This window comes from Klebsiella sp. MISC125 (genome assembly GCF_051131775.1).
Taxonomy (GTDB): Bacteria; Pseudomonadota; Gammaproteobacteria; order Enterobacterales; family Enterobacteriaceae; genus Klebsiella.
The window spans coordinates 3,103,225-3,129,178 of sequence record NZ_CP180448.1 but is presented as its reverse complement, the minus strand read 5'-3'; the positions used below and the strand labels follow the sequence as shown (position 1 = coordinate 3,129,178).

Genomic DNA, 25,954 nt, shown 5'->3' with positions numbered 1-25,954 from the left:
ATTTTCATGCCCACGAGACGTGATAGCCACCAGACAGAACACCCGACTCACTGCAGGCGTCAGCCAGCAGCCTTGTTTTCTCAATAGAGGAGTTTGTAGCATGGCATTTGTGACAACCAAAGACGGCGTTAATATTTTCTATAAAGACTGGGGTTCCAGAGATGCGCAGCCCATTGTATTTCACCATGGCTGGCCGTTAAGTGCGGATGATTGGGATAATCAGATGCTGTTTTTCCTGGCAGAAGGCTTCCGGGTGATTGCTATTGACCGGCGCGGTCACGGTCGCTCAGACCAGGTGAGTGAAGGTCATGATATGGATCATTACGCCGCGGACGCTTCGGCTGTGGCGGAACATCTGGATCTGCATAACGCCGTGCATATCGGGCATTCTACCGGCGGCGGGCAGGTTGCGCGCTATGTTGCAAAGTACGGCCAACCACAGGGACGCGTCGCCAAAGCGGTGCTTATCAGTTCGGTTCCGCCATTGATGGTCAAAACGGACAGCAATCCAGGCGGGACGCCTGTTGAAGTTTTTGATGGTTTTCGCCAGGCGCTGGCTGCTAACCGTGCGCAGTTTTATCTCGACGTCGCTTCCGGGCCTTTTTATGGCTTTAACCGCGATGGCGCAGAAGTGTCGCAAGGTACCATTCAGAACTGGTGGCGTCAGGGCATGATTGGCAGTGCGAAGGCACACTATGAGGGGATTAAGGCGTTTTCTGAAACCGATCAGACCGAGGATTTAAAAGCCATTACGCTACCGGTGCTGGTTATGCAGGGGGATGATGATCAGGTTGTTCCCTATCAGAACGCGGCGATATTGCAGGATAAACTACTGTCTGATAGCCAGCTAAAAATTTACCCCGGCTACCCGCACGGTATGCATACCACCCATGCTGATGTGATTAACGCCGATCTGCTGGCGTTTATTCGATCGTAACTGAGAAATAAATATCCTCCGGCATAGCCGGAGGTTTTTCATATGCGCCTATAAGGCTCTGTTGCCAGCCGCGCCCTAACAGGCGCATCGCGATCTGACATTTGCATTTATGGATTACTTACGGCCCGTAAACGGGCTGCCTGGATAGGGGATCGAGAGTTGCTCACCCATTTTATCCTCTTCCAACTGGTGCTTTATGTATTCTTGTATCCTGGCTGTATTTTTCCCAACCGTATCAACGTAATACCCTCGGCACCAGAATTCCCTGTTACGGTATTTGAACTTCAAATCGCCAAACTGCTCATAAAGCATCAGGCTGCTCTTTCCCTTCAGGTACCCCATAAATCCCGACACACTCATTTTGGGCGGGATTTCCAGAAGCATATGGATGTGATCCACACAGCATTCTGCTTCCAGAATATTCACGTTTTTACATTCGCACAGCTTTCTTAAGATACTGCCTATCGCTTTGCGCTTTTCCCCGTAGAACACCTTTCTTCGGTACTTCGGCGCAAAAACTATGTGATATTTACAGTTCCATCGCGTGTGCGCTAAGCTCTTTTCGTCCCTCATTGGGACCCCCTTTTGATTTCTTGTTGAACGTTTGCAGTTGCCAGACCGCAAACTGTTTTAACAAATCAAAAGGGGTTTTTATAACTGGCTCAAAGCTGAAAGCTTTACGGAACCTCCAGCCTAGCTGGAGGTTTTCTGTGCACAATCAGAAAGGCCGCCAGATGGCGGCCTTAATCGAAGCGTCAGGCCTGATTCAGGCTCTCATGCTGGAGGATTTTCAGTAACTCATCCTTCAACAGAAGTTTTTCTTTCTTCATATGAACAAGCTCAAGACTGTATCCTTTGCCGTCAGCTCCTTCTATCCGGGAAATATCGTGATCGAGCGCGTTATGTTTTTCGAATAGCGATTGAAAGCGCGAGTGCGAGGTTTTCAATCGAGAAATCAACTCTCTGTGTTCTGGAAACATGTACCTTCCTTGTTGATAGAAAAACGTGTGTACGAAGACACACACGTTTAGATTAACCACAGCAATGAAATGGTAATGAGAACAGTGTCGCGTTTATGTTACAGGCAGAGGAATTTCAGGCGCTGGGGAGGGGGGCCGTAACTAAGAGCCTATCCCATTAGGCTCTTAGCCGCTGGTGGGGTTTTAGTAATTAAATGGAATCCGCCAGGCGGTCGACAATAACTCGTCCACTATTATCAAACTGCGTTATGCGGTAATTCACACAATACGAACGACGAGTAGTAAACTGATTAAATAAGGCCACGCGGCCTTTTTTGTCGCCATTGCTATTGATAATGATCCATTCAGTGACATCCGTTGCGTTTATCATATCGTCGCTTGCGCATTGTTGTTCAACCAGGCGATCTTCTTTTTCTACCAACAAAAAATCTCGTAACATTTACTTATCTCCGCTCATCATTGTTTTTAACAATACTCCTTTTATCGATTCATTCAATTAAACATTTTAATCAATTAACGTAATTATTAGCCGGAAACTTATCGTCTTGCTTGAGTGCTCATTGTTTTGTTTTTAAAGGAAAAATAATTAATTCATGACGCAAAAGGGCAGATTTAATTCCATTAGAATAACTTTCTCTTTGATAAAATCGTATGTGACAACGTCACATTCTCTGAAATGCAAAAAGCGTGTTCAAACGATAAGTGGGCACGCTCGACGGGTTAAAACTTGAACATCAGACCTGGCTCACAGATAAGAATTTTGTATTATTGATGCGAACTTGATCACTTGACTGGACAAGTGGCGCTCGCCTATGTTGAAAGCACCTTCTTATCCGTTCCAGGGAGCAAGAAACATGGGCATCATTCGTACCTTAAACGGCGACATTGCCGCTAATCAACTGGGCGTGACCTACAGCCACGATCATATCTACTGTATTCCGCCTTATTGGGCAGAACGTCAGGATGACGACCTTTTGCTGGACGACCCGCAGGCTTCCGAGCGTGAGTTAAGTGATTTCCGTCTGGCTGGTGGCAACGCTATCTACGACGCCACCGCCCCGGATTACGGTCGCCATGCGGCAACCGTCGCGGAAATGGCCCAGCGGCAGCAACTGCACATTATCGCCACCGCCGGTTTTAACAAAGGCTTTCTGTGGAGCAGCCTGCGTCCAGGTTTTTCACAAAGCTTTGCTGACTGGATTGCCAACTCAGAAATTGATGAACTGGTTGAGCACGTCTGCCACGAAGTCACCGAGGGGATCGAAGGGACCCCGCATCGGGCCGGGGTGGTGAAGTGCGGTACGGGATATAACACGATTTCTCCGTTAGAGAGAAAAACCATGGAAGTCATTGTTCGCGCCCAGCAACGCACTGGCGCGCCGATGCACAGCCATACGGAAATGGGGACGATGGGATTAGAACAGGCGCAGATTTTTACCCGTCTGGGGCTGGATCTTTCCCGCTTATGTTTCACTCACATGGATCGCAACCCCGATCCCTGGCTGCACCGTCAGATCGCCAACACCGGGGCGTTTCTCTCTTTTGACGGTATCAGCCGCATCAAATATTACCCTGAACATATCCGCACCCAGGCCATTCTGGCGCTGTGCCAGCAAGGTTATCAAAAGCAAATACTCATCGGCGGCGATTTTGCCCGCAAATCGATGAGCGCGCATTACGGCAAAGGGGGATTGGGGCTGAAGTTTATCCTCAGCGACTGGCGGCCAAGATTCGTCGAAGAGGCGCGGGAGGCCGGGTTTGACGGCGAAGCGTTACTGCATGATTTCTTCGTTGAAAACCCGGCGCGTTACTTCGCTTTTGGTTAAGGAGAGGTGCAATGAAGCTGCACCATTTAAATGAACGTGAAGCCCGGCTCGCACTGCAGAAGGCGCAGATTGCCTTGCTGCCGCTGGGTGCGGTCGAGCCACACGGCGATCACCTGCCGCTGGATACCGACAACCTGCTGGCCGAGCGCTTTTGCGCGCTGCTCGATGAACAGTTAGGCGAGTGCGCGCTGAGCCTGCCCGTTATTTCTTACAGCCAGGTGTGGTCGCTGCGCGGGCACGCGGGAGCCATTGATATCGGCAATGAACAACTGACGTCGATGCTGGTGTCGCTGGCGGACAACATGGCCAGCTACGGCATTACCACCATGGCGGTAATTAACGCACATTACGGCAATTTTGACGCGATTAAAGCGGCTTCCCGCCAGCTTAAGGAGAAAGACATCACGTTGCTCAGCTACAGCTGGGCAGGTATGGAGCAGGAGGTGCAAAAGCGGCAAACCTCGGCGGTGGCTTATCCCGGCTATATGCATGCTGATGAGGTTGAAACCTCGCTGATGCTGGCGCTGGCCCCGGAGTTCGTCACCATGGCGAACGCCCGTGCGCACTATCCGGTATTTCCACAGAATTTCCGCTATCAACCGATACGCTGGACCGAGTTTTCTGATTACGCCGTGCTGGGTGACCCCACCTGCGCCTGCGAAGAGAAAGGCCGCGCCTTCGTTCAGCAGGCGCTGGAAACCACGCTGGCTTCTATTCGCCATCACTTAACGCAAGGAGCCACCGATGATCGAACGTCAGTCGATAAAGGTTGATTGCCCGGCCAGCAGCCCGGAGGAAGCAATTTGCGAAGCGGGGCAGGCGCTCTGCCGTGCGGGAGCCTGTAGCCCGCAATACGTTCAGGCCATGGTTGATAGCTACCGTGAGCTTGGCCCCTATTTTGTCATTACGCCAGGGCTGGCGCTGCCTCACGCCCGCCCCGAACAGGGGGCCATTAAGGCGCAAATCAGCCTAATCCGGCTGCGCGAGCCGCTGGCGTTTGGTCATGCGGAAAACGACCCGGTGCAGGTGGTGCTGGGGCTTTCGGCAACCAGCAGCGATGCGCATATCCATCTTATCCAGCATATCGTCACCGTGCTGAGCGATGAACATAACCTGCATACCCTGATGCATTCTCACGATCCTGAACAACTTTATCAGCTGTTAGCCAGCGCGTCGTAGGCTGCTCGCAGCGTCTGTAGCTTAATTAACACGGAGTGAATAGCGATGAAAATTCTGACAGTCTGTGGTTTAGGTATGGGCTCAAGCCTGATTTTAAAAATGAACGTCGAAACGGTGTTAAAACAGCACGGTATTCAGGCCTCCGTTGAACATATGGATGTTTCTTCAGCCGCATCGACTAATGCCGATGTAGTGATCACCAATGCCGAACTGGTGGACAATCTAAAACATTTGTCCTGCCCGGTGGTGGTGGTGAATAACTATATCGACAACGCTGAAATAATCCGGGCATTGACGCAGGCCAATATTCTGCAACCGGGAGCGCCGTCATGAGTGAATTTCTTGGCGTTCTGCGCTGGATAACGATCAATATTTTTGGTGAGGCGTCGATTTTAATTGGCCTGATTGTGTTGCTGGGCCTGGTGCTGCAAAAGAAACCGCTCGCTGATATTGTTTCCGGCACTCTGAAAGGGATCCTGGGCTTTCTGATCATCGGCGCGGGAGCCGGGATTATCGTTTCCGCTTTACTGATTTTTCAGCCTATCTGGACCGAGGTATTCGGCCTCAGTTCGATGAACCTGACCAATATTATCGGTCAGGCGCGTTTTAGCGAGCGCTACGGCAGCAGCGTGACGATCGCCATCGCTGGGGGATTCGCCATCAACCTGCTGCTGGCCCGGCTCACGCGCTTTAAATATATCTATCTCACCGGGCATATGATGTTCTGGACCACAATGATTTTTGCCGGGGTAATGGTGAACACCGAACCCGGTATTTCAGCGGTGCAGTTAACGCTAATGCTGACGGTGATTATGGGCCTGTACTGGACGTTACAACCCGCGCTGGTCCAGCCCTGGGTACGCAAAATTACCGGTAACGACAACGTGGCGCTGGGGCATACTTCGGCCTCGGTGGCTCTGCTTGGGGCGCTGTTTGGACAGCTATTTGCGCGTAATAAAATCAGCTCCGAGGATATCAAAGTCCCGAAAAAGCTAGGTTTTCTGCGCGATTCCAACGTGGTGACCGCATTAACGATGTCGCTGTTGTTTTTTATCGGCACCTTTATTCTGCAAATAAAAGGCACGGCGAAGGCGGCTGAAATTCTTGCCCAATCTGGCGACCTGAGCTTCTACATCTACGCGCTCAAACAGTCGCTGATGTTTACCGGAGGCATCGCCGTGGTGCTGCTTGGCGTGCGCATGTTTATTGGTGAAATGGTACCGGCGTTTAACGGCATTGGTTCGCGGCTGGTTCCCGGCGCAAAACCGGCGCTGGACTGCCCAATTCTGTTTAACTTTGCACCAAACGCGGTGGTGTTGGGCTTTGTCGGCGCGTTTGTGGGTTCGCTGCTGTGGTTGACCCTGATTGGCCGCTACACCGGCTACGTGTTTATTCCCAGCATGATTGTGATTTTCTTCCACGCCGGTACGGCAGGGGTTTTCGGCAACATTACCGGCGGCTATAAAGGTGCGCTATTGGCGGGATTTATCACCTCGACGGTGGTCGCGTGGGGGCAATATTTCTGCGTGACTGGTTTTATCAACAACACCATTCCCGACACCGCATTGTGGGCCGGCGACAGCGATATGTTTGTTCTTGCGCCGCTTATTCACCTTTTGACCAGCATGCTGACGTTTTGACGGGGAGAAAATAGATGAGCGATGCATTGAAGCAGTATTACAGCCAAATCCGCCAGAAGCTGGCTTTTCTCGAACAACGTCCAGATGAGCTACTACAGGCGGCGGAAATGATGGCGCAGAGCATCCTGGCACAGCGCAATATCTTTGTTTTCGGGGCCAGCCACGCCGGAATTCTGGCGGAAGAGATGAGCTATCGGGCAGGCGGTCTGGCCATTATCAATCCGCTTTTCACTCCCGCACTGATGCTTAACGTCAGGCCATTAACCCTGACCAGCGCGGTGGAGAATGTGGAAAATCTGGGGCGAGTGCTGGTTGAGCAGTCGCCGCTGCGGGCGGGTGACACGCTGTTGATTCACTCAGTCTCTGGGCGAAACGCGATTACGATTGATGTCGCGCTGGCGGCGAAATCCGGTGGGGCAAAGGTTATTGCTATTACCAGCCTCGCAACGGCGGCGCGGGTGACGTCGCGCCACTCCAGCGGCAAGCTGCTGGTCGATATTGCCGACATCACCATCGATAACCACTGCGAGTACGGCGATGCTTCCGTTAGCCTGCCGGGCCTGGCGCAGAAAGCCGCGCCGTTATCCACCATTATGGGCGCGACGATTGCCAACAGTCTGGTGCTACTTATTTGTGAAATCATGCTGGAAAATGAGCGCACGCCGCCCATTCTCGCCAGCGCAAACATAGACGGTAATCAGGCGATAAATCAGGATATACTGAGCACATACAGGAGCCAGATACACTACCTCTGAGTGGAGCACAAGTATGTTTGAGTCGAATGGACTCCCTCTCTATTTAAGGATAAAAGACGTTATCCTGCAGCGGATCCTCTCTTTTACCTATGACGATAAACTCCCGGGTGAGCTGCTGCTCGCCGGGGAGTTCAAGGTCGCGCGCGGCACCATTAAACAGGCGATAGATTCGCTGGCCAGCATTGGCATGGTGTATCGGGAGCAGGGGAAAGGGACCTTTATTAACCGCGATGCGTTGCAGAAATACTACACCGACCTCCCGGATGTACTGACCACCTTTGATGCGCCAGGGGCCGTCGAAGTGGACGTGCTGTCGTTAATTTCGACCATGGCAGATAAGGACGTGGCGGAGCGAATGGGGTTGGCTTTAGGCAGCCAGCTGATGCGCCTGGAGCGGTTGTTGGTGCAGGGGAAAAAACCGGTCGGCCACGTTCTGACCTGGCTAAATGGGCGGATTTATAACGATCTCAGCCACGTCGACGGCAGCCGATCGCTGTATAAGCAGCTGCGGGAAACCTTCGGCTACTCGCCAGCCAACGCCACGGAGCGCTATACGCCGGTTTCCTGCGATACCCGCACGGCGGGATTGTTAAATATTGAGCCGGGGCGCCCGCTGTTTCGCATTGAGCGAGTCGCCCGCGATCTGGATGACGTGGTGCTTGAATACAGCGTCACGCATACCCTTGATGCCAGCCTGTCGCTACAGATCGCTACCAGCCAGAGCAGCGTGAGCCAACAGTGGAACTGTATGATTGATAAAGGGCGTTAATCCGTTTCCCAGGCGAGAATATCGCCTGGCTGACACTCCAGCGCCTGGCAGATTTTTGCCAGCGTATCAAAACGAATACCTTTCACCTTTCCCGATTTGAGCAGCGACAGGTTCTGCTCGGTGATCCCGACATAAGCCGCCAGCGCCCTGGACGTCATTTTTCTCTCCACCAGCATTTTGTCCAGATTAACCACCACTGCCATAGTCAGATGAACCCCTTATTCTCATTTTCTGTTCAGATCTCCGGAGCATGGAGCGAAACGTCAAAAATAACAAGCCGCCCGTTAGCAGCAGCACAAAATCGCTAAGCAAAAGAATGATCTGGGCATAGGGATGCGGCCAGAAATAGACCAGCGGGACCAGAAATCGAAACAGCGGCAGCAAAACGCCCATACCCAGCATCGCCAGCGCTATAATAGCCGACTCGTGAGTCAGGATCGTCGGTTGCAAACCTCGGTATCATCCCCTGGCTTCCCGCAATTTTCTGGCCATTGTTACCTTTGCCAAAAATCTCTTTACGCCATAGTGTACACATTCTTCTTTTTCATGGAGGTTGGAATGTTAAAAGTCATCGCCGAAGATTTTATAAAACCTGAGGATATTGAGGCTGTTATGCCTTTGTACCGCGAGTTAATAGCGTCCACTAAAAAGGAACCTCTTTGCATCGCTTATGATCTGTATATTGATGAAAAAGATCCGGGTCATTTCATTTTTATCGAAGAGTGGCCGGATCGGGCGGCGCTTGACCTGCATTGTGCAAGTGAACATTTCAGGCGACTTGTGCCGTTAATAGATCACCATAAGCGGAAAGATGCTCAATACATACTGATGAGTTGCCAGGTAAGCGAGGTGAGTTCGTGAAATTAAGAAGGAACGGTTCTCAGTGTTGAGATTTGCAGTTATCAGAAAGTATTTGAGTCGAATTATATTCAGGTCAGGGTTAAGGAAGAAACTTCTGCTACAGGCCTGATGATAACGTTAGTCGAGTGAATGATTTTAATATTGATCGTGCGGGCTTCAAAAAACATGGGTCGCCAAAGTTGTCCGCTTAACCGAGGTGGCGTAATATACGATACATATATAAATCGTTACGGTACGTATAAATGGGTATTGTGAAAATTTCTGACCTGCTGCATGACGACATCCGTGATGCCAGCAAGGCGATGTCGCGTTCGGTCAACGCGCAGGCGGAGTACTGGATCCGCCTTGGAATGATGAGCGAGCTTTATCCTGAGCTTAACCATCAGCAAATTAAACTGATGATGCTGAAGTCCGGCTCCGATCGTTTGCTGGAGGTGATCAATGCTATCAATTCCCATTAAAACCACTGACGAACTCGCCCGCCAGCGCCACGCAGGCGAACTGCTGGCCTCGGTCTTTGACATGCTGGATACCTTTATTCAGCCTGGCGTCACCACCATGGCCATCAACAATCGGGTTGAGGATTTTATCGTCAACGAGTTGCATTCGCGCCCGGCCAGTAAAGGTCAGTATGATTTCCCCTACGTACTAAATACGTCGATCAATGACGTGGTTTGCCACGGTATGCCGAAGGAAACGGAACATCTGAAATCCGGCATGATTGTTAACGTCGACATTACGCTGGAAAAAGGCGGGCTAATTGCCGACTCCAGCAAGATGTACCTGATTGGTGATGTTTCTCCACTGGCTCGTCGACTGGTGAAGAAAACCTATGAAGCGATGTGGAAGGGGATCAAGGTTGTTAAACCCGGCGCAACCTTGGGCGACATCGGCCATGCGATCCAGTCCTATGTTGAAAGCAACGGCTACAGCGTGGTCAGAGAGTACTGCGGACACGGCGTCGGTATAGAGATGCACGAGGATCCTCAGGTGTTGCACTACGGCAAACCCGGTACCGGTGCCGTACTTAAAGAAGGGATGGTATTTACCATTGAACCGATGGTGAATCAGGGCGATAGCCGGATAAAAAACAAAAAAGACGGTTGGACGGTGGTCACCCGCGATAAGAAACTTTCGGCGCAATGGGAACACACCATTGCCGTCACCGCGCAGGGGTTTGAAGTATTGACGCTGCGTAAAGGTGAAGCGATCCCGGATTAAGCCAGACAACAGGTTTCAATCCTGCCGACTGAAACCTGTTTAACTCCCGCCAGCGGCGACTACATCGCCGTTTCTTTACGCCCCATATAGCGCTCCTTCCACAATGCACCCGCCACGCCGATATCCAGGAACGGGGAGGGCGGCATAAAGTTTGCCTGCCCCAGCGACTGCATCGCCGCGATCAGCGGGTTATCCTGCCCCAGTGCCAGGTCGGCGAGCAGCGTCCCGGCGATAGTTTGTTTTGACACCCCGGCACCGTTACAGCCTCCGGCGGTCCACACCTGCGGCGCAAGTCGCCCCCAGACCGGCGCACCGTTGCGGGTCACGCTAATCGTCCCGGACCAGGTCCTTTCCAGCGGCACATCTCGCAGTTCCGGGTAGGCATTGTGGAATAACGCCAGATGCTGGCGCGCGGCGTTGGCGGTTTGTCCCGCAGTGATGACGCCCCGCAGCGCCGGATCGACATGCTGGCGAATCAGAAAACGATGATCTCGGGTATAGCGCAGCGTGGCCCCGGCGATGGCATTCACCGGCGTCAGCCCCCAACTTTCCATTGCGGGCAGACGCTGGCGCTGTTCAGCTGTAAGCGGGGCGGTGATGCTGGCATAGGTCGCCATTGACGCCTGGCGACTTATCACTGGAGAGAGTTCACGAGAAAGCGCATTAGTCGCCAGCATAATCTGCCTGGCCTGAATCGTTCCCTGTAGGGTTGTCACCCTGATACCGCCGTTTTCGTTGTGAATAGCCAGCGCAGGCGTCTGATGGTAAACCGTGACGTTTTCCGGGAGATGGCGCGCGAGGCCCGCAATCAGTTTTGCCGGATTTACCAGAATACAGCTGGGGGTATAGATGCCTTTACTGTAGATCCGAGTTCCCAGCTTCTGATACAGCTCTTCTCTATTCAACAGGCTGTAGGGTTCCTGCATAAGCTGAAGGTTATCAACGTACTCCTGCATAATGGCTTCGCTGGATGGGTCAATCTGGCAGTGATATTTGCCAACGTTTTCCCACTCACACTCAATCTGCTGTGCAGTCACCGTTTCTTCTAGCAGGCGGATCCCTTCCTGGAGCAGGGCGCGATAGTCCTGCGCTTTTTTCAGCTCGGCGGTAGAGCTACCGATATTATGCGGCAGGCCAATAACAAACCCTGAATTTCGGGCTGAGGAACTGGTCGCCGCAGATTCGGCGTCAATAAGCACAATTTTCAGCTGCGGGTTGAGGCTGGCTAACCGGCGGGCAAAGCTCACGCCAGCATAGCCGGAGCCAATGACGACCCAATCAGCGTTGATATCACCGCTCAGCTGCGGTTGTAACTCTCTGTCAATCTCATTAAGCGGCCATCCCACCTGATTTTGATTGAAAGGGATTGATGCAAATTTCACGGTTATTCTCCCTGTGGCAAAAACACCTGCATGGCAGATGTGAATAAGCTCGCCGGACTTCGTTTTGTTGGTCTGGATATCGAGTCGGCAAGTACAGCATGCTGCCAGGACATTCCCTGAATAATCAATATTCTGAATGATAATCACCTAAGCAACAATTTTGCAGAATAACAAGGAACAGTCAAAATAACACCTCTTACCATATGGATATAAATTCATCTTGCGCCCCCCGCAGAATTTTATGACCCTTGCGCAGGCGCAGGCGCAGGCGCTGGAGGTGGAGGTGGAGGTGGAGGTGGGGCAGTTGGAAGCTGAATGAATCGCTGGTGTCAATGTGACAATCGGTTATCGTTGCGCGGGTTCATCCACTATTTTTTCGCATAGCCAGTTGAGACTCTCTTTAATCGATTTCCACCCCTCATCCTCCTGAATGGCGATGCCACCAAAGGTGGGGGTGCTTCTCGACTTCAGCATAAAATACTGTATTCCCGCAAACAGGGTGGTAATGATGATATTCAGCTTCTCAACATCGCCCGGATAGCCTTCCGCCAGCCGTACTTTAACGTCCAGCCCCCAGCGCTCCAGCGAAACGTTGAGGATCTCTGTCAGTACGTTAGGGCTGCTGACTTCCATCGCCAGGATTTCCTGCGTCAGCGGACGAGCACGCAAGGCATCAATGATCTTATCGATAAACAGCTGTAAGCGCGCGCTGAAAGGCATGGCGGCAATATCATACCCGGCCAGAAGTTCATCGACGGAAGGCCAGAAACCGCCGTATGATCCAAACGCGGTCAACAGCTCATCAAGGCCACCAAAATATCGGTATATCAGGACCTTATCAACACCCGCTTCCCTGGCAACTGCGTTAATGCCAAGTCCTGTCGCCCCGTCACGGATTAATATATTGCCGACCGCATTAAGGATAATCCCCTGCGTTTTATTACGATCGCGCGGGGGATGGCGTTTTGCGGATTCTCGGGAAGACATTGACGCTCCAATTAAATGACCAGGTCAGGAAGGTTTCGGCGCGGCGAGAGCGGCGCAGGGTCAGCATACCCTATACGGGCAAGCATCTGTACCGTCTCTTTTTCTGGCGTAACGGTTAAGACCTGGTAGAGCTTCTGCTGGCTTTCAATCATCGCAGGATAATCTTCCAGCGCTTGTGACATTGGCTGCAGGGCGATACCGAGCTGCGTGGCCCTTAAATGTAAGCGGACAAAGGCCCGTCCAGCAGCAATCTGCTGCGAGCGAGAGTTGCCTGTTGTGACCAGCCACACCCACCCCGCTGCGCTGCCTGCCTGCTGCTCACCCATTTCACGCATGCTTTTCATCATTGCCGAGTTTTGCTCGGGTACGCGGTCGCGTGGAAACATCCCCAGTTGCTCGGCCAGTTCGGGCAGAAATCCCTGAATGGCGATACCATCACGGTAATGTTCAATCTCACGCCATCCGATACGGGTGACCTTGAGCATTTCCAGCATGATTTCCGGTTGTTGCAAATCTATTCGCCAGGCCTCAGCGACCTGGGCGCTGATTTCAGATATTTTCCTGGTTTGCACGCTACCGTGGGCGACGGCGTCCCGGCGACTCCCGGCGGCGAGCAGCAGAGACAAGCGCTCCTCTGAAATTGACGCTGTCTGATGAAATGTCTCTCTATTGACCCGACGCGAAGCAGCGAAAGGCAACAATCCGTCCGGCTCCTGCGCGGCTTGCATCCGGGTAAAGATGAAGAGGGCGACAGGCTGATTTACATCTTTATTGGGCGCTAGTTGTTCCACCTCGCAGTGAACGCCATCGGCATTTGCCGCCATACACAGCAGTTCAATAAATCCGCCTAGGGAGATCATGGTTTGCCGACACTGCGGATCGGCTGCGGGTAACAGACTCCCGGTGTCGACATACAGCGCCATTTTGTCCGGTCGGGAAGTCAAAGCGACCTTCCAAGGCTGCATATTGTGCGAACTGGGGGCCCGTGCGGCCACCGCCAGCCAGCGATAGCGGGGATCGCCATCGTTGACTGGCGCAGCGATTACAGTTGATTTCAACGTGTTGCCGCAGCCGTTTAGCAAAGGCAAGAGCAGAATCGACGCGCCCCCCAGCAGGCGAAGAAATCGACGACGCCCTGTATTTTTATTTGTATGAGTCAACATAGTACTTCCCTTTATCACCAAGTGGTGATATTTACATTGTCACTCGTCGGTGACAATGTAAACACGGAAGGTAAAAAACTCTCGATGAGATCCAGGTTTTGTTGGCAGGAGGTGTATTCTTCTATTCACTGCCTGTTTCCGGCGAGCCGCCGCGAACGGCCGACAGGACGTGCAGTATAAAAGCCAAATTTGTCGTATGGCCTTTTTTGCTGGTATCGCTGCTTATTGGGCTGGCTTATTTGCAACCAACAATTAAGCTTACGACTGTTATTATGATCCTGGCGGCAATCGTGTTGATTGCCGGGAAATATTCCTCCCATAAAAGCCAATCAAACGATAAGCCGCTATTCGGACCTTTCACCTTTGATGAAATCAGCCCTGACTGGCGGCGTTAAAAAATATATCTATTTCTTCCATATCTGCGATGCCATGATCGCCCGTAGTCCTCTCTCAACCGCACGATTATTCATTGTATCAAGGGATAAATTGCCAGACATCAATCTCAAGCTTCTGCATCTCGATCGGCATATCATCTACGAGCTGATTAGCCATTTCACGATCATTTTTTAAACAGTGGGTAAAGTAAGCATAAGATTTTTCATTAATTATGACTACATCTCAAACAATATGTATTAGGATTTTTCCTAGCGATAATTCCTAATACACTTCGCTGTAAAAAAACAATCATAAGATGTTGATTTTTATTAATTTAATTAAATTATCCTCAGCCAATCCTGGCCTTCAGGTATATGAGAATTAGAATATAACAAATTTACAGTCATACTTTTACACATATTGTCGTATTTATTTGCATAAACAGCATTTTATTCTGCATATTTTTATTAAAAAAAATTATTTACTCGCAATCGCTTTGTTGGTAGCGACTTGTATTTAATTGTAAGAATTTTCGCGTTAGTATTAATTCGCTGTCAGGAATAAACATAACTTAAGAAGTTGAGTATTTCCTCTGTCTCAATAGATATGAGCATCACTCTTCGTAAGTTATTTTTCAGGATGGTTATCCAGTAACTTTTAATATAACGGAATGTATTATGAAAATTAGCAAAATCGCATCTGCTGTTGTTCTTACTATGGGTGTCGCCTCTTTCGCAGCTCAGGCCGATCAGGGAAGCGGCAAGGTCACCTTCTGGGGTTCCATTATTGATGCACCGTGCTCAATCAAAAATGGTTACGGCGATCAGCGTATTGAGCTGGGACAGATTTCCAATACTCATTTGGATAACGGCGGTATTTCTACTCCTCGTCCGTTCGACATTCAACTGGAAAACTGCTCTTTCGAACTCGACCCAGCGACGCAGGATCCGCTGTATAACACCGTGAAGGTCACTTTCGCTGGCGGCAATGTCCCGGGTGACATGACAATGCTGGCAATCACCGGTCAGGCTGCTGGCGCTGGCGTGCGTATTCAGGATTATGCAGGTCAGCCGATTACTTTATTGACTCCGAGCGCTGGCCGTGGCTTGGGCATTGGCGACAATACCCTGAGCTTTAGCGCTTACCTTGAAAAAATCTCCACTGTAGCTAACGTGACGCCTGGTGATTTTGAAGCAGTAACCAACTTTACCCTGGCTTATGAATAAGGCGAGCCCTGTTCTCATGTAGCTTTATTCGGGCTGCATCTGCAGCCCGATATTCAGGAGCACAGTCATGGTAAAAAAATCGCGTTTCCTGGCATTGAGTTTGTTATTAGGGATATCTCCGTTGTCGGTAGCATCCGATCAGGGAATGGGCCTTGTCACGATGAATGGTCAAATTCAGGAGTCGGCCTGTTCTATTCATACTGACGACGTCTGGCAGGAAATTCCATTTGGTGTGATCTCTTATAACGATCTGAACCAGGAAGGAAAAGCAGTGATCAAGCCCTTTGCCGTACGTCTGGTGAACTGTTCACTGGAGCGTAGCCAGGAAGGCCTGTGGCAGAGCGTGAATATCACATTTGATGGGGAGACTGAGACTTTTCGCCCGGATATTTTTAGAGTACACGGCGATGCTCAGGGGCTGGGACTACGTATTCACAACCAGATTGGCGATCTGGCAAGGGCAGGGGAACCGATGCCCGAAGTCATGCTACAAAATGACAATAACGAATTACGCTATTTATTTTCGCTGGTGCGCAGCGGTAAATCGTTGTCGGAAGGTGACTGGTACGGAATTATTCGTTTTATGGTGACCTATCAGTAACGGAAAATACCATTGGATAAAAAACGGGTAAGCATATCTATGACGACTTATTCAGGTTATCTCCGTAATTGACACTTTCCCTTCGGTGAATTCTACCAGGCAATAAATGGATTTTAAAAAATGAAAAAAAGCAGACCACCAGCTTTCTACCTGCGACGTCTGGGTATTTACATTGTTATTGCCATTTTTGGTTCTACATCACCGGTAGTGGCAGTAGAGTTCAATATGGATATTCTGGATTCAGAAGATCGCGAAAATATCGATTTATCCCGTTTTTCTCGGGCTGGCTATATTATGCCCGGGACCTACACGCTAAGTATGCGCCTGAATGAGCATGGTATATCCGATCAGGAAATTTCCTTTGTTGAAAGAACCCGCGACGACCAGGTCGTTGTTGAAGCCTGCCTGACGCCCGCGCAGGTCGAATTACTCGGTCTGCGGGAAGATGCGCTCAAAATGATCCAGTGGCTCGACGATGGTCGCTGTGCTGATTTTATGGCGCTTGACGGACTCGTCCTGCGTGGTGACTTATCCGAATCCTCCTTACATGTCGCGGTACCTCAAGCCTGGTTGGAATATCAGGATGCCTCCTGGCTACCTATTTCCCGTTGGGAGGAGGGGATCCCGGGGATACTGGTCGACTACAACCTGAATACCAACGTCACCTGGGCACGCCAGGGTAACCAGAACCAAAATGCCAGCATTAGCGGCACCACGGGCGTTAATCTTGGTGCATGGCGTCTGCGTGGGGATTACCAGGGGAGTTATTACAATACCACCGGGCGCTCAGATAGTACCTCGCGCAATTTCGACTGGAGCCGTTTCTACGCCTATCGCGCACTGCCCGGCATTATGTCAAAGCTGACCGTCGGCGAGGATTACCTTTCTTCCGACCTTTTTGATTCGTGGCGCTATACCGGCCTGTCGCTGGTCAGCGATGAAAGCCAGCTACCGCCAAAGCTGCGCGGCTACGCACCTGAAGTATCCGGTATCGCGCGGACGAATGCTAAAGTGACCGTCAGCCAGCAGGGTCGGGTTATCTATGAAAGTACGGTTGCGGCCGGGCCATTTCGCATTCTGGAGCTGAGCAGCGCCCTGACCGGGCGACTGGATGTGCGGGTGGAAGAGCAAGATGGCTCCGTTCAGACATTTTCGGTTGATACCGCTCAGGTTCCTTATCTGACGCGACCAGGCCAGCTGCGCTATAAGCTGACGACTGGTCGCCCGCGCGACTACAACCACAACACTCAAGGGCCGTACTTTGCCACGGGTGAGCTTTCGTGGGGTCTCTCTAACGCCTGGTCACTCTACGGCGGCGGCGTTTTCTCCCAAGACTATAACAGCGTGGCATTGGGGGCAGGGCGTGATATGAGCGTCTATGGCACCATATCCGCTGACGTCACCCATGCCAGTGCACGTTTCCCGGGGGATAAAAACCGACACGGGAGATCCTGGCGACTCAGCTATTCCAAACGTTTTGACGAAATCAGCAGTGAGGTAACGTTTGCAGGTTATCGCTTCTCTGAACGCGACTATCTCACCATGAGTGAGTACCTGGATATGCGCTACAAAGATGGGTATATCGGCAACAGTAAAGAGCTCTATACCATTCAGGCGACCAATAATTTCGAAGATTTGCGCCTGTCGACACATATCAACTGGTCCCATCAAACTTACTGGAACCGCGCAGCAACCGATCGCTACAGCGTATCGCTTAATAAGTATTTTGACCTTGGCGACTGGCGACATCTGTCGCTGTCTCTAAACGCTGCGCGCAGTGAGTTCAACGGTCGCAAAGACGACAGTGCCTATATCTCACTCACCATGCCACTAGGGTCAGGTACCGCCGGCTACAACGGCAGTATGAGTCGAGATCGTTATACGCAAAATGCCAGTTGGAGCCAAAGACTGGATAACAACGATTATTACAGCATTAACGCCGGTAACAGTATTGGTGGTGGTCAAGGGACTCGTAGTCAGATGAGCGGCTACTACTCGCACCTGGGCAGCATTGCGGATGTAACCACCAACGTTAACTGGGCGCAGAGCCAATACACCTCTTTTGGTATCTCTGCCACCGGAGGCATGACCGCCACGCTTGAAGGGTTGGCGCTGCACTCCGGCGGCGTGCAAGGTGGTACGCGACTGATGGTGAGTACTGATGGCGTGAGCGGCGTACCGGTTGGCTATCAGGGTTATACCAATGCTTTTGGTATCGCGGTGATCCCCGGGGTGCCTAATTATTACCGAACCAGCGCTGAGATTGATGTTAACCGCCTACCGGACGATGTGGAATCAGCGGGCTCGCCTATTGCCGAGCTGGCGCTGACAGAAGGCGCTATCGGTTTCCGTCGTTTTGACGTCCTGAAGGGTGCCAAGGTCGTGGCGATTCTCAGTCAGGAGGACGGTCGCCATCCGCCGTTTGGCGCAACGGTACATAACGCAAAAGATCGCGAACTGGGCATGGTCAGCGACAGCGGTCTGGCCTGGCTAACCGGGGTAAATCCGGATGAACGCTTAACCGTGCACTGGGGCGGTTCCGCTCAGTGTGAAGTCGTACTGCCAAGAGTGCTCCCTGCACAGCAGTTGTTACTGCCTTGCAAGCCGATCGCTCGCGGCTGATAAAGTGAATGGTGATGTTATGAAAGTAAATAAAATGGCGATGACTATGCTGCTGGGGAGCCTGGCGGTGGGTCTTGTGAACGAAGCCGGGGCAGCGATTGCCCTGGACAGAACGCGGGCGATTTTCCCCGGTTCGGAAAAAAGCATGTCACTGAACATCACTAATGACAGTACTTCAATGCCATATCTGGCGCAGGGATGGATCGAGGATGATAAAGGGGCAAAGATTAGCGGTCCTCTGGTGGTTGTCCCCCCGCTGCAACGACTGGAAGCGAAAGGCAAGAGCTCAATGCGTATCAACGCGATGCCGGATGCAGCTATGTTGCCCCAGGATCGCGAGACCCTTTTTTATTTCAACGTGCGCGAAGTCCCGCCAAAAAGCGATCGACCGAATGTGATGCAACTGGCGCTCCACACCAAAATAAAATTGTTCTACCGACCGAAGTCTATCCTGCCGGAGAAATATAGCCGTTGGGATAACCAATTGGTGCTGCATAAAGTGAGCGGCGGTTATCGGGTAGAAAATCCTACGCCTTACTACATGACGGTGATTGGGATTACGGCAGCGCCAAAAATGGCCGTGGCAAAGGGATTTCAGACGGTGATGGTGCCGCCGAAATCGACAGCAATGGTCAATAGCTCGCACTATACCGCGCCGCACGTGACGACGATTAACGACTTCGGCGGTAAGCCAACTCTGCCGTTTAGTTGCAACGGTAATCTCTGCCGGGCTGCAGCCTCCCCGAGATCCTGATGGGCACCGGGGTTGTACACAGGAGAAGCCTGATGAAAAAAGGATTTGGTCGAACCACCCTGATGTTGTGGCTGTTGACCGCCGGGACTATTTCTACGGCAGGTGCCGCAAACTGGGATACCGATGGCCTCAATGGCGGACTGCGTGCTACCGGCACACTGGTCGCCTCACCGTGCGTGCTGTTACCTGAGTCAGCAGAACAACATCTCGATTTAGGCAGCACCGTCGCATGGGGGCTGGAGCAACCGGGGAGCACCACGTCGCCGGTGCAGGTTTACATCAAATTAGACCGCTGCCCTGGCGAATTTCAGTTTATGCGTGACCGCCAACTCATGCGGGGCTCAATGATGCTGAACGGGCAGTCCGCTGTGAAAATGACTATCTATGGCGAAGTGGAGCCCACGGATGGGCGCTTTTTCCGGGTACACGGCGGCGTGGAGGGCGTAGCGCTTCGTCTGAGCGACCGCCAGGGAGAACTTTTGCGACCCGGCATGCAGAGCCGACCACAGGTGCTTAATCCCGGTCGTAATGATCTGGTGTTTCAGGCCCAACTGTGGCGTCTTCCAGCACCGCTGATGGCCAACGAATGGCGCAGCGTGGTGAATATCGGGTTGGAGTACGAATAATGAAAAGACACATAGCGCGTACACTGAGCCTGACAATTTTTCCCCTGATGCTATTGCTGACAGGTACTGTGGCCACTCATGCCGATACAGATGTTTATTTCTCCGGCAATCTGATTGCCGATCCTTGTGAGCTGCATGTGGACTCAGAAGATCAGATTGTCGATTTTCGCAACGTACCATCGAAAACGTTTATTCAATACCATCGTAGCGAACGTGAGCGTTTTTCAATCTGGCTAACGGAGTGCGATTTGTCGCTCGGAGACACGGTAACGGTGACCTTTATAGGTTCTGAGGATATCTATCAGCCTGGGTTATTTGCCGTTACCGGAACGGCTGCCGGGATAGCCATTGCGCTTGAAGATGAGAGTGGCACCCCGGTGAAACCCAATGTCCCTATGCGTCCATCAGCATTGGTCGCAGGTGACACTTTTTTGAATTTCCAGGCTTTTATTTCTGCGCCAGTACATAGCCGGGTAAGGGAAGGGGATTTTGAGTGTATAACTACTTTTCTGCTGGAATATGATTAAAGACAGTTGGTTGTAAAAAAGCCATATATTGGCCTGACTTTAAAGCAGTCAGGCAATGTTATCAATGCGTTAATTATAGCGAATTAAGCATTTATATATTTTTATATCAAGATCTGTTTACTTCCTGATATTTGAACTGCAGGGAGTGATGGAATTAATAAGAAATAACTCTGGAGTTAATAGAAACAATGTTCAGATTAGGATGGATCGCAACGATCATTGCAGGCACATTTTTAACCGGCTGCGTCCCACAAAAGGCGCCATCTCTAGTCACGTCCTCAATTGAGGACGTAGCGCCGCCAACCAATGCAGATGGAGAGTTGGATATGGTGCAGTGTGAGAAAGAGCTTAGTGCTTTGGCGTCGGTAAACCAGGCAAGGCAAGTTGATCTCAAAGCTCGCTTTGAACGAGTGATGCACGGCGCATCGGGCTATACCGACGTTCGTGGTTCAATTAATCCAGAAACACGCAATGCCATTGATGCTTTGTATAAGTTTCAGGCGGTAAAATTGTGTTCGGAGATACGTGGAGAAATGCTGAACAGCCTGGCGGTAAAACCTACAGGTGAGCGTGTCGAATGAGCCGTAGAGCAGGGAGTGCTGTAGTTTTCATTCTCGGCATTGTTTTGATCCCCTGCTCCAGGGCAGATGTTTTGAACTATGCGCGTGAATGGACGTCTCGTGATAGTGAAAATAAAGCCGTCACGCAACCGCCAGTGCAGGAAGCGAAACCGTCCGCTCAGCGCCCAAAGGCTCAAGTACAGAGAGTCACCCCCACTAGGGATAAACCTAAGGAAAGAAAACCGGCTGCCATAAAGGAAAAAGCGGTCTTGTCGGCGACTACCGATAGTCAAGTTGCAAAAAGGACACCCGCAATGAAAGCTGACAGGCCAGTTATAGCGAAGGATGCCAATAGCCAAATGGATATAAAACTGCCTGACGCCAGAATTTTAGGCGGATGGATTAAATCCTTGATACGACATATATCACTTAACCCCTCTGATGCTGAAATACGTCATCTCTACCAAATGCAAAGTGATGAGTTACAAAGAGTTAATACTGCGTTGTCTAATAGCGACCAGGAAATGAGTCGCCTTACGAGTAAAGAACAAGAATTGCAGTCACTTATTGTTCGCGCCAGCGAAATGGAAGAAAAGAATGCACAGTGGCAAGTATTAACGCAGAAGTTACAGCAAAGTCTCAAAGAGGCGCAATATCCTTCATTGCCATCCACTGATGACGGGCTAGCGGATTTTGCTGCAGGTATGGCTATGGGGGTTGACGTGCTGGAAGTCCTTAAGCAACGTGATGAACAGGGGGTTTACGTTGATAAGTCACTATTTCTGGCAGGAATTTCTGAAACGGTACGCGGCGAGCGACGTCTGCCCCAGGAGCAATTTGAACGCCATCTCTCGCGGGCAAATTTGCGGGTAGAAGATGCCATGCAGAAATTAATTAAAGAGAAAGAAGTGCGGGATAACGAATGGTTGACGAAATTCATTAACGATAAAGACACTCTGAGTGCTGGGAAGGAAGCCTGGTATAAAATAGTTTATACCGGTGAGCAATTATTTCAGGGTGACCACTTAGCTGGAGAATTAACAATTTCGGTAAGCCGCCGTCTTTCAGACGGAACGTTGATTGCAGATTCCGATCTTTCCGGCCTGGTATTGCAGGAAAAGTTTATTGACCTTCCTGACTGGCTCCAGGTGGTGGTTAACGCGGTTCGTCTTCACGGGGAAGCTGAATTAGCGGTGAAAGTGAATGAATATGGTGACCCTTGGGAGCAGGGTACTCATGTGGAACATTGGCGAATTCGCGTGAGTGAACAGCAGGCAATGTAAATATCATGAACCAAACTTTACGTTACTTTTAATATATTGCGAACATCATCGCGATAGTTCATTAAATATTAATTGTATAATTATCCTAATGATTTATTTGTAAGGGTAACACTACCATCAAATCTTAAAAGGAGTAGAGAATGGTACATTATGTAAACAAAACACAGCTTCCCGTTCATATTGCGACTGAGAATAATTATTTTTCTCAGGGTATTATTTTTCTGCTAAAGGAGTTGTTTGAAGACGAGTATGGCGAGAATATTTCAATATATTTAGTCGAGGAACCAGAGGAAGCGGACCTGATCGTAAAAATGCAATCGCCGGGAGAAAAGGCATTTAACTGGGTGGATTGTGAACAGTTCAGTACGCAGGGTGACTATAAGCACACATTACTGAGCAAAAAGTGGGTCAGCGTCTATCCACGTAGTGAGCACTATGACCGAAATTTTCATTGCCCTGTAGTGAGTTCTGTTATCGCAATGAGAAACTCGGTTGCCACTATTCGTCGAAAATTATTCATGCTTTTTTTCGCCGACCTGATGTGTGGACCTCCGGACTTACGCAAACCGGGTTGTAGTACATGTCCTGGAACCTACCATTTGACATGGCGCGAGCAACTTCTATTAGGCTATTTAAGCAAGGGCTTAGGCCATAATGAAATCGCCATGAGAATGGGGTGTAGCATTAAAGCACTGAGTAGTTATCGCCGTTCTATCATGCGCAAAGTTAATATTGACAGATACAGCGATTTCGTTTTATGGCTGGGAAATAAATCCATCTCTGATAAATATTCAAAAGTTGTTAATCACCAGGCTCATGACGGTGGTGAATTCCAGCTTATTTGGGATATATCCTTTTCTGGTGATGTTGTTGAAGGTCTTGATGATAAAGATCGGGTATTACAAAGTATAAAGCGTTTAATTAATAAACGGTTAGGAAAAAGCGATTTTGATGATGAGGTCTGGTTAACAATTCGTGAAATTGCAAATGAAATGGATATCAGTATCTATAGCATGCGTTATTTATTATGCCAGATGGAAACTAACGGCAAAGTTGTAAGTATCAAAACGGGTAGAGGCAGAAGTAACACTCTACGTTGGAAACTAGCGAGTTGATTATTGCCCTGGCGATTTGACGCATTGTGGGCAGTATTAAAGCAACAGATTAATAGTGCGCTAGCTTTCAGGAAGTTTAGGAATGTTCATCGATGCTTTTCTGAAAATAGGCTGCGCACTAAGAAACCAATATGTACAGATATGCATAAATTGTAAATTATCTGAAAATGAAATGGATTTCACTCTTTGCTATCAGAGATGAAATATTTATGGTCCTGTAAGTGATACGACAGGTGAAAGTATGAAACTGAAATTAATGTCTTTTTTGGGTATTCTGCTGCTAACGGGAAGTCTGCATTCAGTTCAGGCTGCATTATCTGTGGAGCGCTCTCGTGTCATTTTTAATGAAGATGATAAATCGGTTGGGTTAAACGTAAAAAATAACAATATCCAGGATCCTTATCTTGCTCAAGGATGGATGGAAAACGAAAAAGAAGAAAAACTGAGTGGCCCATTGATGATATTGCCGCCCGTACAGCGTATTGAGCCCGATGGTAGAACGATGATCAGAATTCAACGGGTCGCTGATACCTCGAATCTTCCCAGCGATAGAGAAAGCGTCTTCTGGCTTAACTTACGCGAGATCCAGCCAAAATCAGATAAACCCAACGTTTTGATGCTAGCGATGCAGACTCGCATGAAAGTGTTCTGGCGTCCAAAGGGAGTTAAGGTTGATCCGCTCCTTGACGTGGTGCCTGGCGCAGAAACGCTGACCCTGATTCGTAAGGGTGATAGCTATGAGGTCGTTAATCCGACAGCCTATCATTTTTCATTTGTCGAAGTGCGAAGCAGCCTGCACGGAAAAGGGCTGGATGACTTTGAACCAGTCATGGTTTCTCCGAAAGATAAAGCGGCGCTACCGCTACCCGCCTCCCGGATGGGAATTAACCCGGTGTTGATGTTTATCAATGACTACGGCAGCGCACGGTTGCTGCCTTTTACCTGTACCGGCAACCTCTGCCGAGCAGGGAAAGTGGCACAACCAAAGGAGGGCTGATATGACGCGCCAACACTCAACAACATTTCGGATGTGCCTGATGATGGCCGGAGCCATCCTGCTTCTTTCTGGCGAGCGAGTAACTGCTGCGGAAGGAGATACCACCACCATCAACGTCACAGGCACTCTGCTTGACGGCCCTCAGTGCGTCATTGATGGAAACGATACTGTAGACGTGAGGTTTGGCAATGACCTGATCACGCGCCTGGTCGACGGGGTGAATTATAAAAAAGAGATTCAATATGGTCTCACCTGTACCGGCCTGAACAGCAATGCTCTCAAACTGACTATACGCGGCACTCTGGCGAGTTTTGGCTCCGGGCTTCTGCTGACCAACAAGGGAGGACTGGGCATACGCCTGTATAGCGGAAGTTCAGGTACCACACTCATGACCCCCGGTAGCTACGTTAACTTCAATGGGACAACCAATAAACCAAGGCTGTGGGCTGTACCCGTGGCTCAGAATAACGCCACGCTTACCGCAGGTCCGTTTGCTGGCACCGGCACTATGGTCATTGACTATCAGTGAAGCAACAGGAGAGATACACCATGAAACCCTTAAGCCTGCGTAATGTGTTGCTTCCCATTGGTTTTTTAATCAGCACCAGCGTTCTGGCTGATGCAACAGTGAACTTCAGCGGTATGTTGATCGAAGCGCCGCCGTGCGTCGTGCATAACAACAACGTCATCACCGTCAACTTTGGTAACGAGGTGATGACGACCCGTATAGATGGAGCACAGTATCGAAAGCTCATCGACTTCGATTTAGATTGCTCCATGGCGGTATCGTCAAGTCAGAAAGTGCGGATATCAGGCACTCAGGCCAGCTTTGACAGTACGGCGCTTGCGGGTGGTAAGACCGGGCTGGGTATCGCGCTGTACAACGGTAACACCCGCCTTAATGTGGGTTCCTGGGTGAATTTCACCGACCCCAATGTTCCGAACCTGTACGCCGTCCCGATTAAACAAAGCGGTGTGACCCTGAGCGGCGGGCCGTTCAGAGTCGTGGCCTCTCTGGTTGTGGAGTATCAGTAAATGACGCAGAGAAACAAGTTAGTGAAACGCAACAGAACAAGGTATGTCCCGATTCTGCTGGCAGGTTTGATGACCGGTCCAGCGTTCGTTCAGGCTGCAGACCCGGAAAATCTCGAGTTTATCGGCACCCTGGTGACACCGCCGGCCTGTTCTATTAGCGAAGGGGGACCGGTCTATGTGTCGTTCGGTGATGTGCGGATAAAGAAGGTGGTGGAGGGGAATTACCGTGAAACCGTACCGTTATCCCTGAAATGTGAGGACACCACGCTGGCATGGCAGTTGCAGCTCAGCGTACGTGGCAATGCGGCTAGTTTTGACGCCGATAATGCCACCGTAGTGACCCCTGAACAGGCGAATCTTGGCGTAAAAATTTACCAAAACGGCCAGCCGTTTAAGCTGGGCGAGGCAATAAATATCAACAGCGTAACGTTACCGGGCATTGAAGCCGTCCTTGTTCAGCGCACCGGGGTGGAGTTAGTGGAGGGATTATTCAGCGCCACTGCGACCTTGCGGGCGGAATATCAATAACGCGA

33 protein-coding genes are annotated in these 25,954 nt (G+C 50.4%); 25 read left to right on the top strand and 8 right to left on the bottom strand.

Features of this window, described 5'->3' with window-relative positions:
* Positions 1-100: 100 nt before the first annotated feature.
* Entirely contained in the window at positions 101-937 is an 837-nt protein-coding gene (locus tag ACMYSL_RS14845; protein ID WP_182238619.1) for an alpha/beta fold hydrolase, read from the top strand.
* Positions 938-1,051: 114 nt separating this feature from the next.
* On the opposite strand, the gene tnpA is transcribed toward ACMYSL_RS14845, so the two are convergent.
* From tnpA to ACMYSL_RS14830, 3 genes are all read right to left on the bottom strand, one after another.
* Complete coding sequence (gene tnpA / locus ACMYSL_RS14840; protein WP_434663890.1) at positions 1,052-1,510, bottom strand: IS200/IS605-like element IS1541C family transposase; 459 nt, start codon at positions 1,508-1,510, stop codon at positions 1,052-1,054.
* A 182-nt stretch (positions 1,511-1,692) separates the two neighbouring features.
* Positions 1,693-1,917, bottom strand: coding sequence for a YdcH family protein (locus tag ACMYSL_RS14835; protein ID WP_080828775.1), 225 nt, complete (start codon positions 1,915-1,917; stop codon positions 1,693-1,695).
* Between the two features lie 190 nt (positions 1,918-2,107).
* Positions 2,108-2,356 (bottom strand): hypothetical protein, encoded by a 249-nt coding sequence (locus ACMYSL_RS14830; RefSeq protein ID WP_434663887.1) that lies wholly within the window; start codon positions 2,354-2,356, stop codon positions 2,108-2,110.
* Between the two features lie 415 nt (positions 2,357-2,771).
* On the opposite strand from ACMYSL_RS14830, the gene ACMYSL_RS14825 reads away from it, so the two are divergent.
* From ACMYSL_RS14825 to ACMYSL_RS14795, 7 genes are read left to right on the top strand one after another with little or no spacing between them, the layout of a single operon-like run.
* Entirely contained in the window at positions 2,772-3,743 is a 972-nt protein-coding gene (locus tag ACMYSL_RS14825) for a phosphotriesterase family protein (RefSeq protein ID WP_434664093.1), read from the top strand.
* An 11-nt stretch (positions 3,744-3,754) separates the two neighbouring features.
* Positions 3,755-4,516 carry a creatininase family protein gene (locus ACMYSL_RS14820; protein ID WP_434663884.1) on the top strand — a complete coding sequence of 254 codons (762 nt, stop codon included), beginning with the start codon at positions 3,755-3,757 and terminating at the stop codon, positions 4,514-4,516.
* Positions 4,488-4,922 (top strand): PTS sugar transporter subunit IIA, encoded by a 435-nt coding sequence (locus tag ACMYSL_RS14815; protein ID WP_434663881.1) that lies wholly within the window; start codon positions 4,488-4,490, stop codon positions 4,920-4,922. Before ACMYSL_RS14820 ends, ACMYSL_RS14815 begins: the two co-directional genes overlap by 29 nt.
* A gap of 45 nt (positions 4,923-4,967) precedes the next feature.
* Positions 4,968-5,255 carry a PTS sugar transporter subunit IIB gene (locus ACMYSL_RS14810; protein WP_434663879.1) on the top strand — a complete coding sequence of 96 codons (288 nt, stop codon included), beginning with the start codon at positions 4,968-4,970 and terminating at the stop codon, positions 5,253-5,255.
* On the top strand, positions 5,252-6,562 hold the full coding sequence (locus ACMYSL_RS14805; protein ID WP_304259082.1) for a PTS ascorbate transporter subunit IIC: 1,311 nt from the start codon (positions 5,252-5,254) through the stop codon (positions 6,560-6,562). The genes ACMYSL_RS14810 and ACMYSL_RS14805 overlap by 4 nt, the downstream gene beginning before the upstream one ends.
* 14 nt (positions 6,563-6,576) lie before the next feature.
* Positions 6,577-7,317, top strand: a complete 741-nt coding sequence (locus tag ACMYSL_RS14800; protein ID WP_434663875.1) for a sugar isomerase domain-containing protein — start codon at positions 6,577-6,579, stop codon at positions 7,315-7,317.
* Between the two features lie 13 nt (positions 7,318-7,330).
* Positions 7,331-8,086 carry a GntR family transcriptional regulator gene (locus ACMYSL_RS14795; RefSeq protein WP_434663872.1) on the top strand — a complete coding sequence of 252 codons (756 nt, stop codon included), beginning with the start codon at positions 7,331-7,333 and terminating at the stop codon, positions 8,084-8,086.
* On the opposite strand, the gene ACMYSL_RS14790 is transcribed toward ACMYSL_RS14795, so the two are convergent.
* Together ACMYSL_RS14790 and ACMYSL_RS14785 are read right to left on the bottom strand one after the other, a co-directional pair.
* Complete coding sequence (locus tag ACMYSL_RS14790) at positions 8,083-8,289, bottom strand: helix-turn-helix domain-containing protein (protein WP_434663870.1); 207 nt, start codon at positions 8,287-8,289, stop codon at positions 8,083-8,085. The two genes, ACMYSL_RS14795 and ACMYSL_RS14790, sit on opposite strands and share 4 nt — an antisense overlap.
* Positions 8,273-8,536, bottom strand: a complete 264-nt coding sequence (locus tag ACMYSL_RS14785) for a hypothetical protein (RefSeq protein ID WP_434663868.1) — start codon at positions 8,534-8,536, stop codon at positions 8,273-8,275. The genes ACMYSL_RS14790 and ACMYSL_RS14785 overlap by 17 nt, the downstream gene beginning before the upstream one ends.
* 108 nt (positions 8,537-8,644) lie before the next feature.
* Between ACMYSL_RS14785 and ACMYSL_RS14780 the strand changes: the two genes are divergently transcribed.
* The 3 genes from ACMYSL_RS14780 to map all read left to right on the top strand — a co-directional run bounded on the left by ACMYSL_RS14780 (position 8,645) and on the right by map (position 10,168).
* The gene (locus tag ACMYSL_RS14780; protein ID WP_139539801.1) at positions 8,645-8,947 is read left to right on the top strand and encodes a putative quinol monooxygenase; all 303 of its coding nucleotides are present in this window, start codon (positions 8,645-8,647) and stop codon (positions 8,945-8,947) included.
* 242 nt (positions 8,948-9,189) lie between these two features.
* The gene (locus tag ACMYSL_RS14775) at positions 9,190-9,408 is read left to right on the top strand and encodes a ParD-like family protein (RefSeq protein WP_004102160.1); all 219 of its coding nucleotides are present in this window, start codon (positions 9,190-9,192) and stop codon (positions 9,406-9,408) included.
* Positions 9,389-10,168, top strand: a complete 780-nt coding sequence (gene map, locus ACMYSL_RS14770) for a type I methionyl aminopeptidase (RefSeq protein ID WP_181486229.1) — start codon at positions 9,389-9,391, stop codon at positions 10,166-10,168. Before ACMYSL_RS14775 ends, map begins: the two co-directional genes overlap by 20 nt.
* A gap of 59 nt (positions 10,169-10,227) precedes the next feature.
* On the opposite strand, the gene ACMYSL_RS14765 is transcribed toward map, so the two are convergent.
* The 3 genes from ACMYSL_RS14765 to ACMYSL_RS14755 all read right to left on the bottom strand — a co-directional run bounded on the left by ACMYSL_RS14765 (position 10,228) and on the right by ACMYSL_RS14755 (position 13,700).
* Positions 10,228-11,550, bottom strand: coding sequence for an NAD(P)/FAD-dependent oxidoreductase (locus ACMYSL_RS14765; protein WP_434663865.1), 1,323 nt, complete (start codon positions 11,548-11,550; stop codon positions 10,228-10,230).
* A gap of 345 nt (positions 11,551-11,895) precedes the next feature.
* A complete protein-coding gene (locus ACMYSL_RS14760; protein ID WP_434663862.1) occupies positions 11,896-12,537 on the bottom strand; it encodes a TetR/AcrR family transcriptional regulator in 642 nt (213 codons plus the stop codon).
* Between the two features lie 11 nt (positions 12,538-12,548).
* On the bottom strand, positions 12,549-13,700 hold the full coding sequence (locus ACMYSL_RS14755; RefSeq protein ID WP_434663861.1) for an Acg family FMN-binding oxidoreductase: 1,152 nt from the start codon (positions 13,698-13,700) through the stop codon (positions 12,549-12,551).
* Between the two features lie 98 nt (positions 13,701-13,798).
* On the opposite strand from ACMYSL_RS14755, the gene ACMYSL_RS14750 reads away from it, so the two are divergent.
* The 14 genes from ACMYSL_RS14750 (at position 13,799) to ACMYSL_RS14685 (ending at position 25,949) form a co-directional block, all read left to right on the top strand.
* The gene (locus ACMYSL_RS14750) at positions 13,799-14,095 is read left to right on the top strand and encodes a hypothetical protein (protein WP_434663858.1); all 297 of its coding nucleotides are present in this window, start codon (positions 13,799-13,801) and stop codon (positions 14,093-14,095) included.
* 657 nt (positions 14,096-14,752) lie between these two features.
* Complete coding sequence (locus ACMYSL_RS14745) at positions 14,753-15,301, top strand: fimbrial protein (RefSeq protein WP_434663856.1); 549 nt, start codon at positions 14,753-14,755, stop codon at positions 15,299-15,301.
* 67 nt (positions 15,302-15,368) lie between these two features.
* Entirely contained in the window at positions 15,369-15,902 is a 534-nt protein-coding gene (locus ACMYSL_RS14740; protein WP_434663854.1) for a fimbrial protein, read from the top strand.
* A 120-nt stretch (positions 15,903-16,022) separates the two neighbouring features.
* Positions 16,023-18,524, top strand: coding sequence for a fimbria/pilus outer membrane usher protein (locus ACMYSL_RS14735; RefSeq protein WP_434663852.1), 2,502 nt, complete (start codon positions 16,023-16,025; stop codon positions 18,522-18,524).
* A gap of 19 nt (positions 18,525-18,543) precedes the next feature.
* Complete coding sequence (locus tag ACMYSL_RS14730) at positions 18,544-19,278, top strand: fimbria/pilus periplasmic chaperone (RefSeq protein WP_434663850.1); 735 nt, start codon at positions 18,544-18,546, stop codon at positions 19,276-19,278.
* A gap of 32 nt (positions 19,279-19,310) precedes the next feature.
* The gene (locus tag ACMYSL_RS14725; protein ID WP_434663848.1) at positions 19,311-19,904 is read left to right on the top strand and encodes a fimbrial protein; all 594 of its coding nucleotides are present in this window, start codon (positions 19,311-19,313) and stop codon (positions 19,902-19,904) included.
* Positions 19,904-20,431, top strand: coding sequence for a fimbrial protein (locus tag ACMYSL_RS14720; protein WP_434663846.1), 528 nt, complete (start codon positions 19,904-19,906; stop codon positions 20,429-20,431). The genes ACMYSL_RS14725 and ACMYSL_RS14720 overlap by 1 nt, the downstream gene beginning before the upstream one ends.
* Before the next feature lie 188 nt (positions 20,432-20,619).
* Positions 20,620-21,012, top strand: coding sequence for a hypothetical protein (locus ACMYSL_RS14715; RefSeq protein ID WP_434663843.1), 393 nt, complete (start codon positions 20,620-20,622; stop codon positions 21,010-21,012).
* Complete coding sequence (locus ACMYSL_RS14710) at positions 21,009-22,274, top strand: FKBP-type peptidyl-prolyl cis-trans isomerase N-terminal domain-containing protein (protein WP_434663840.1); 1,266 nt, start codon at positions 21,009-21,011, stop codon at positions 22,272-22,274. The genes ACMYSL_RS14715 and ACMYSL_RS14710 overlap by 4 nt, the downstream gene beginning before the upstream one ends.
* Positions 22,275-22,414: 140 nt before the next feature.
* On the top strand, positions 22,415-23,389 hold the full coding sequence (locus ACMYSL_RS14705) for a helix-turn-helix transcriptional regulator (protein ID WP_434663837.1): 975 nt from the start codon (positions 22,415-22,417) through the stop codon (positions 23,387-23,389).
* Positions 23,390-23,630: 241 nt separating this feature from the next.
* The gene (locus tag ACMYSL_RS14700; protein ID WP_434663835.1) at positions 23,631-24,386 is read left to right on the top strand and encodes a fimbria/pilus periplasmic chaperone; all 756 of its coding nucleotides are present in this window, start codon (positions 23,631-23,633) and stop codon (positions 24,384-24,386) included.
* 1 nt (position 24,387) lies between these two features.
* Positions 24,388-24,915, top strand: coding sequence for a fimbrial protein (locus ACMYSL_RS14695; RefSeq protein WP_434663833.1), 528 nt, complete (start codon positions 24,388-24,390; stop codon positions 24,913-24,915).
* 20 nt (positions 24,916-24,935) lie between these two features.
* Positions 24,936-25,421, top strand: coding sequence for a fimbrial protein (locus tag ACMYSL_RS14690; RefSeq protein WP_434663830.1), 486 nt, complete (start codon positions 24,936-24,938; stop codon positions 25,419-25,421).
* Complete coding sequence (locus ACMYSL_RS14685) at positions 25,422-25,949, top strand: fimbrial protein (protein ID WP_434663827.1); 528 nt, start codon at positions 25,422-25,424, stop codon at positions 25,947-25,949.
* Positions 25,950-25,954: the final 5 nt, after the last annotated feature.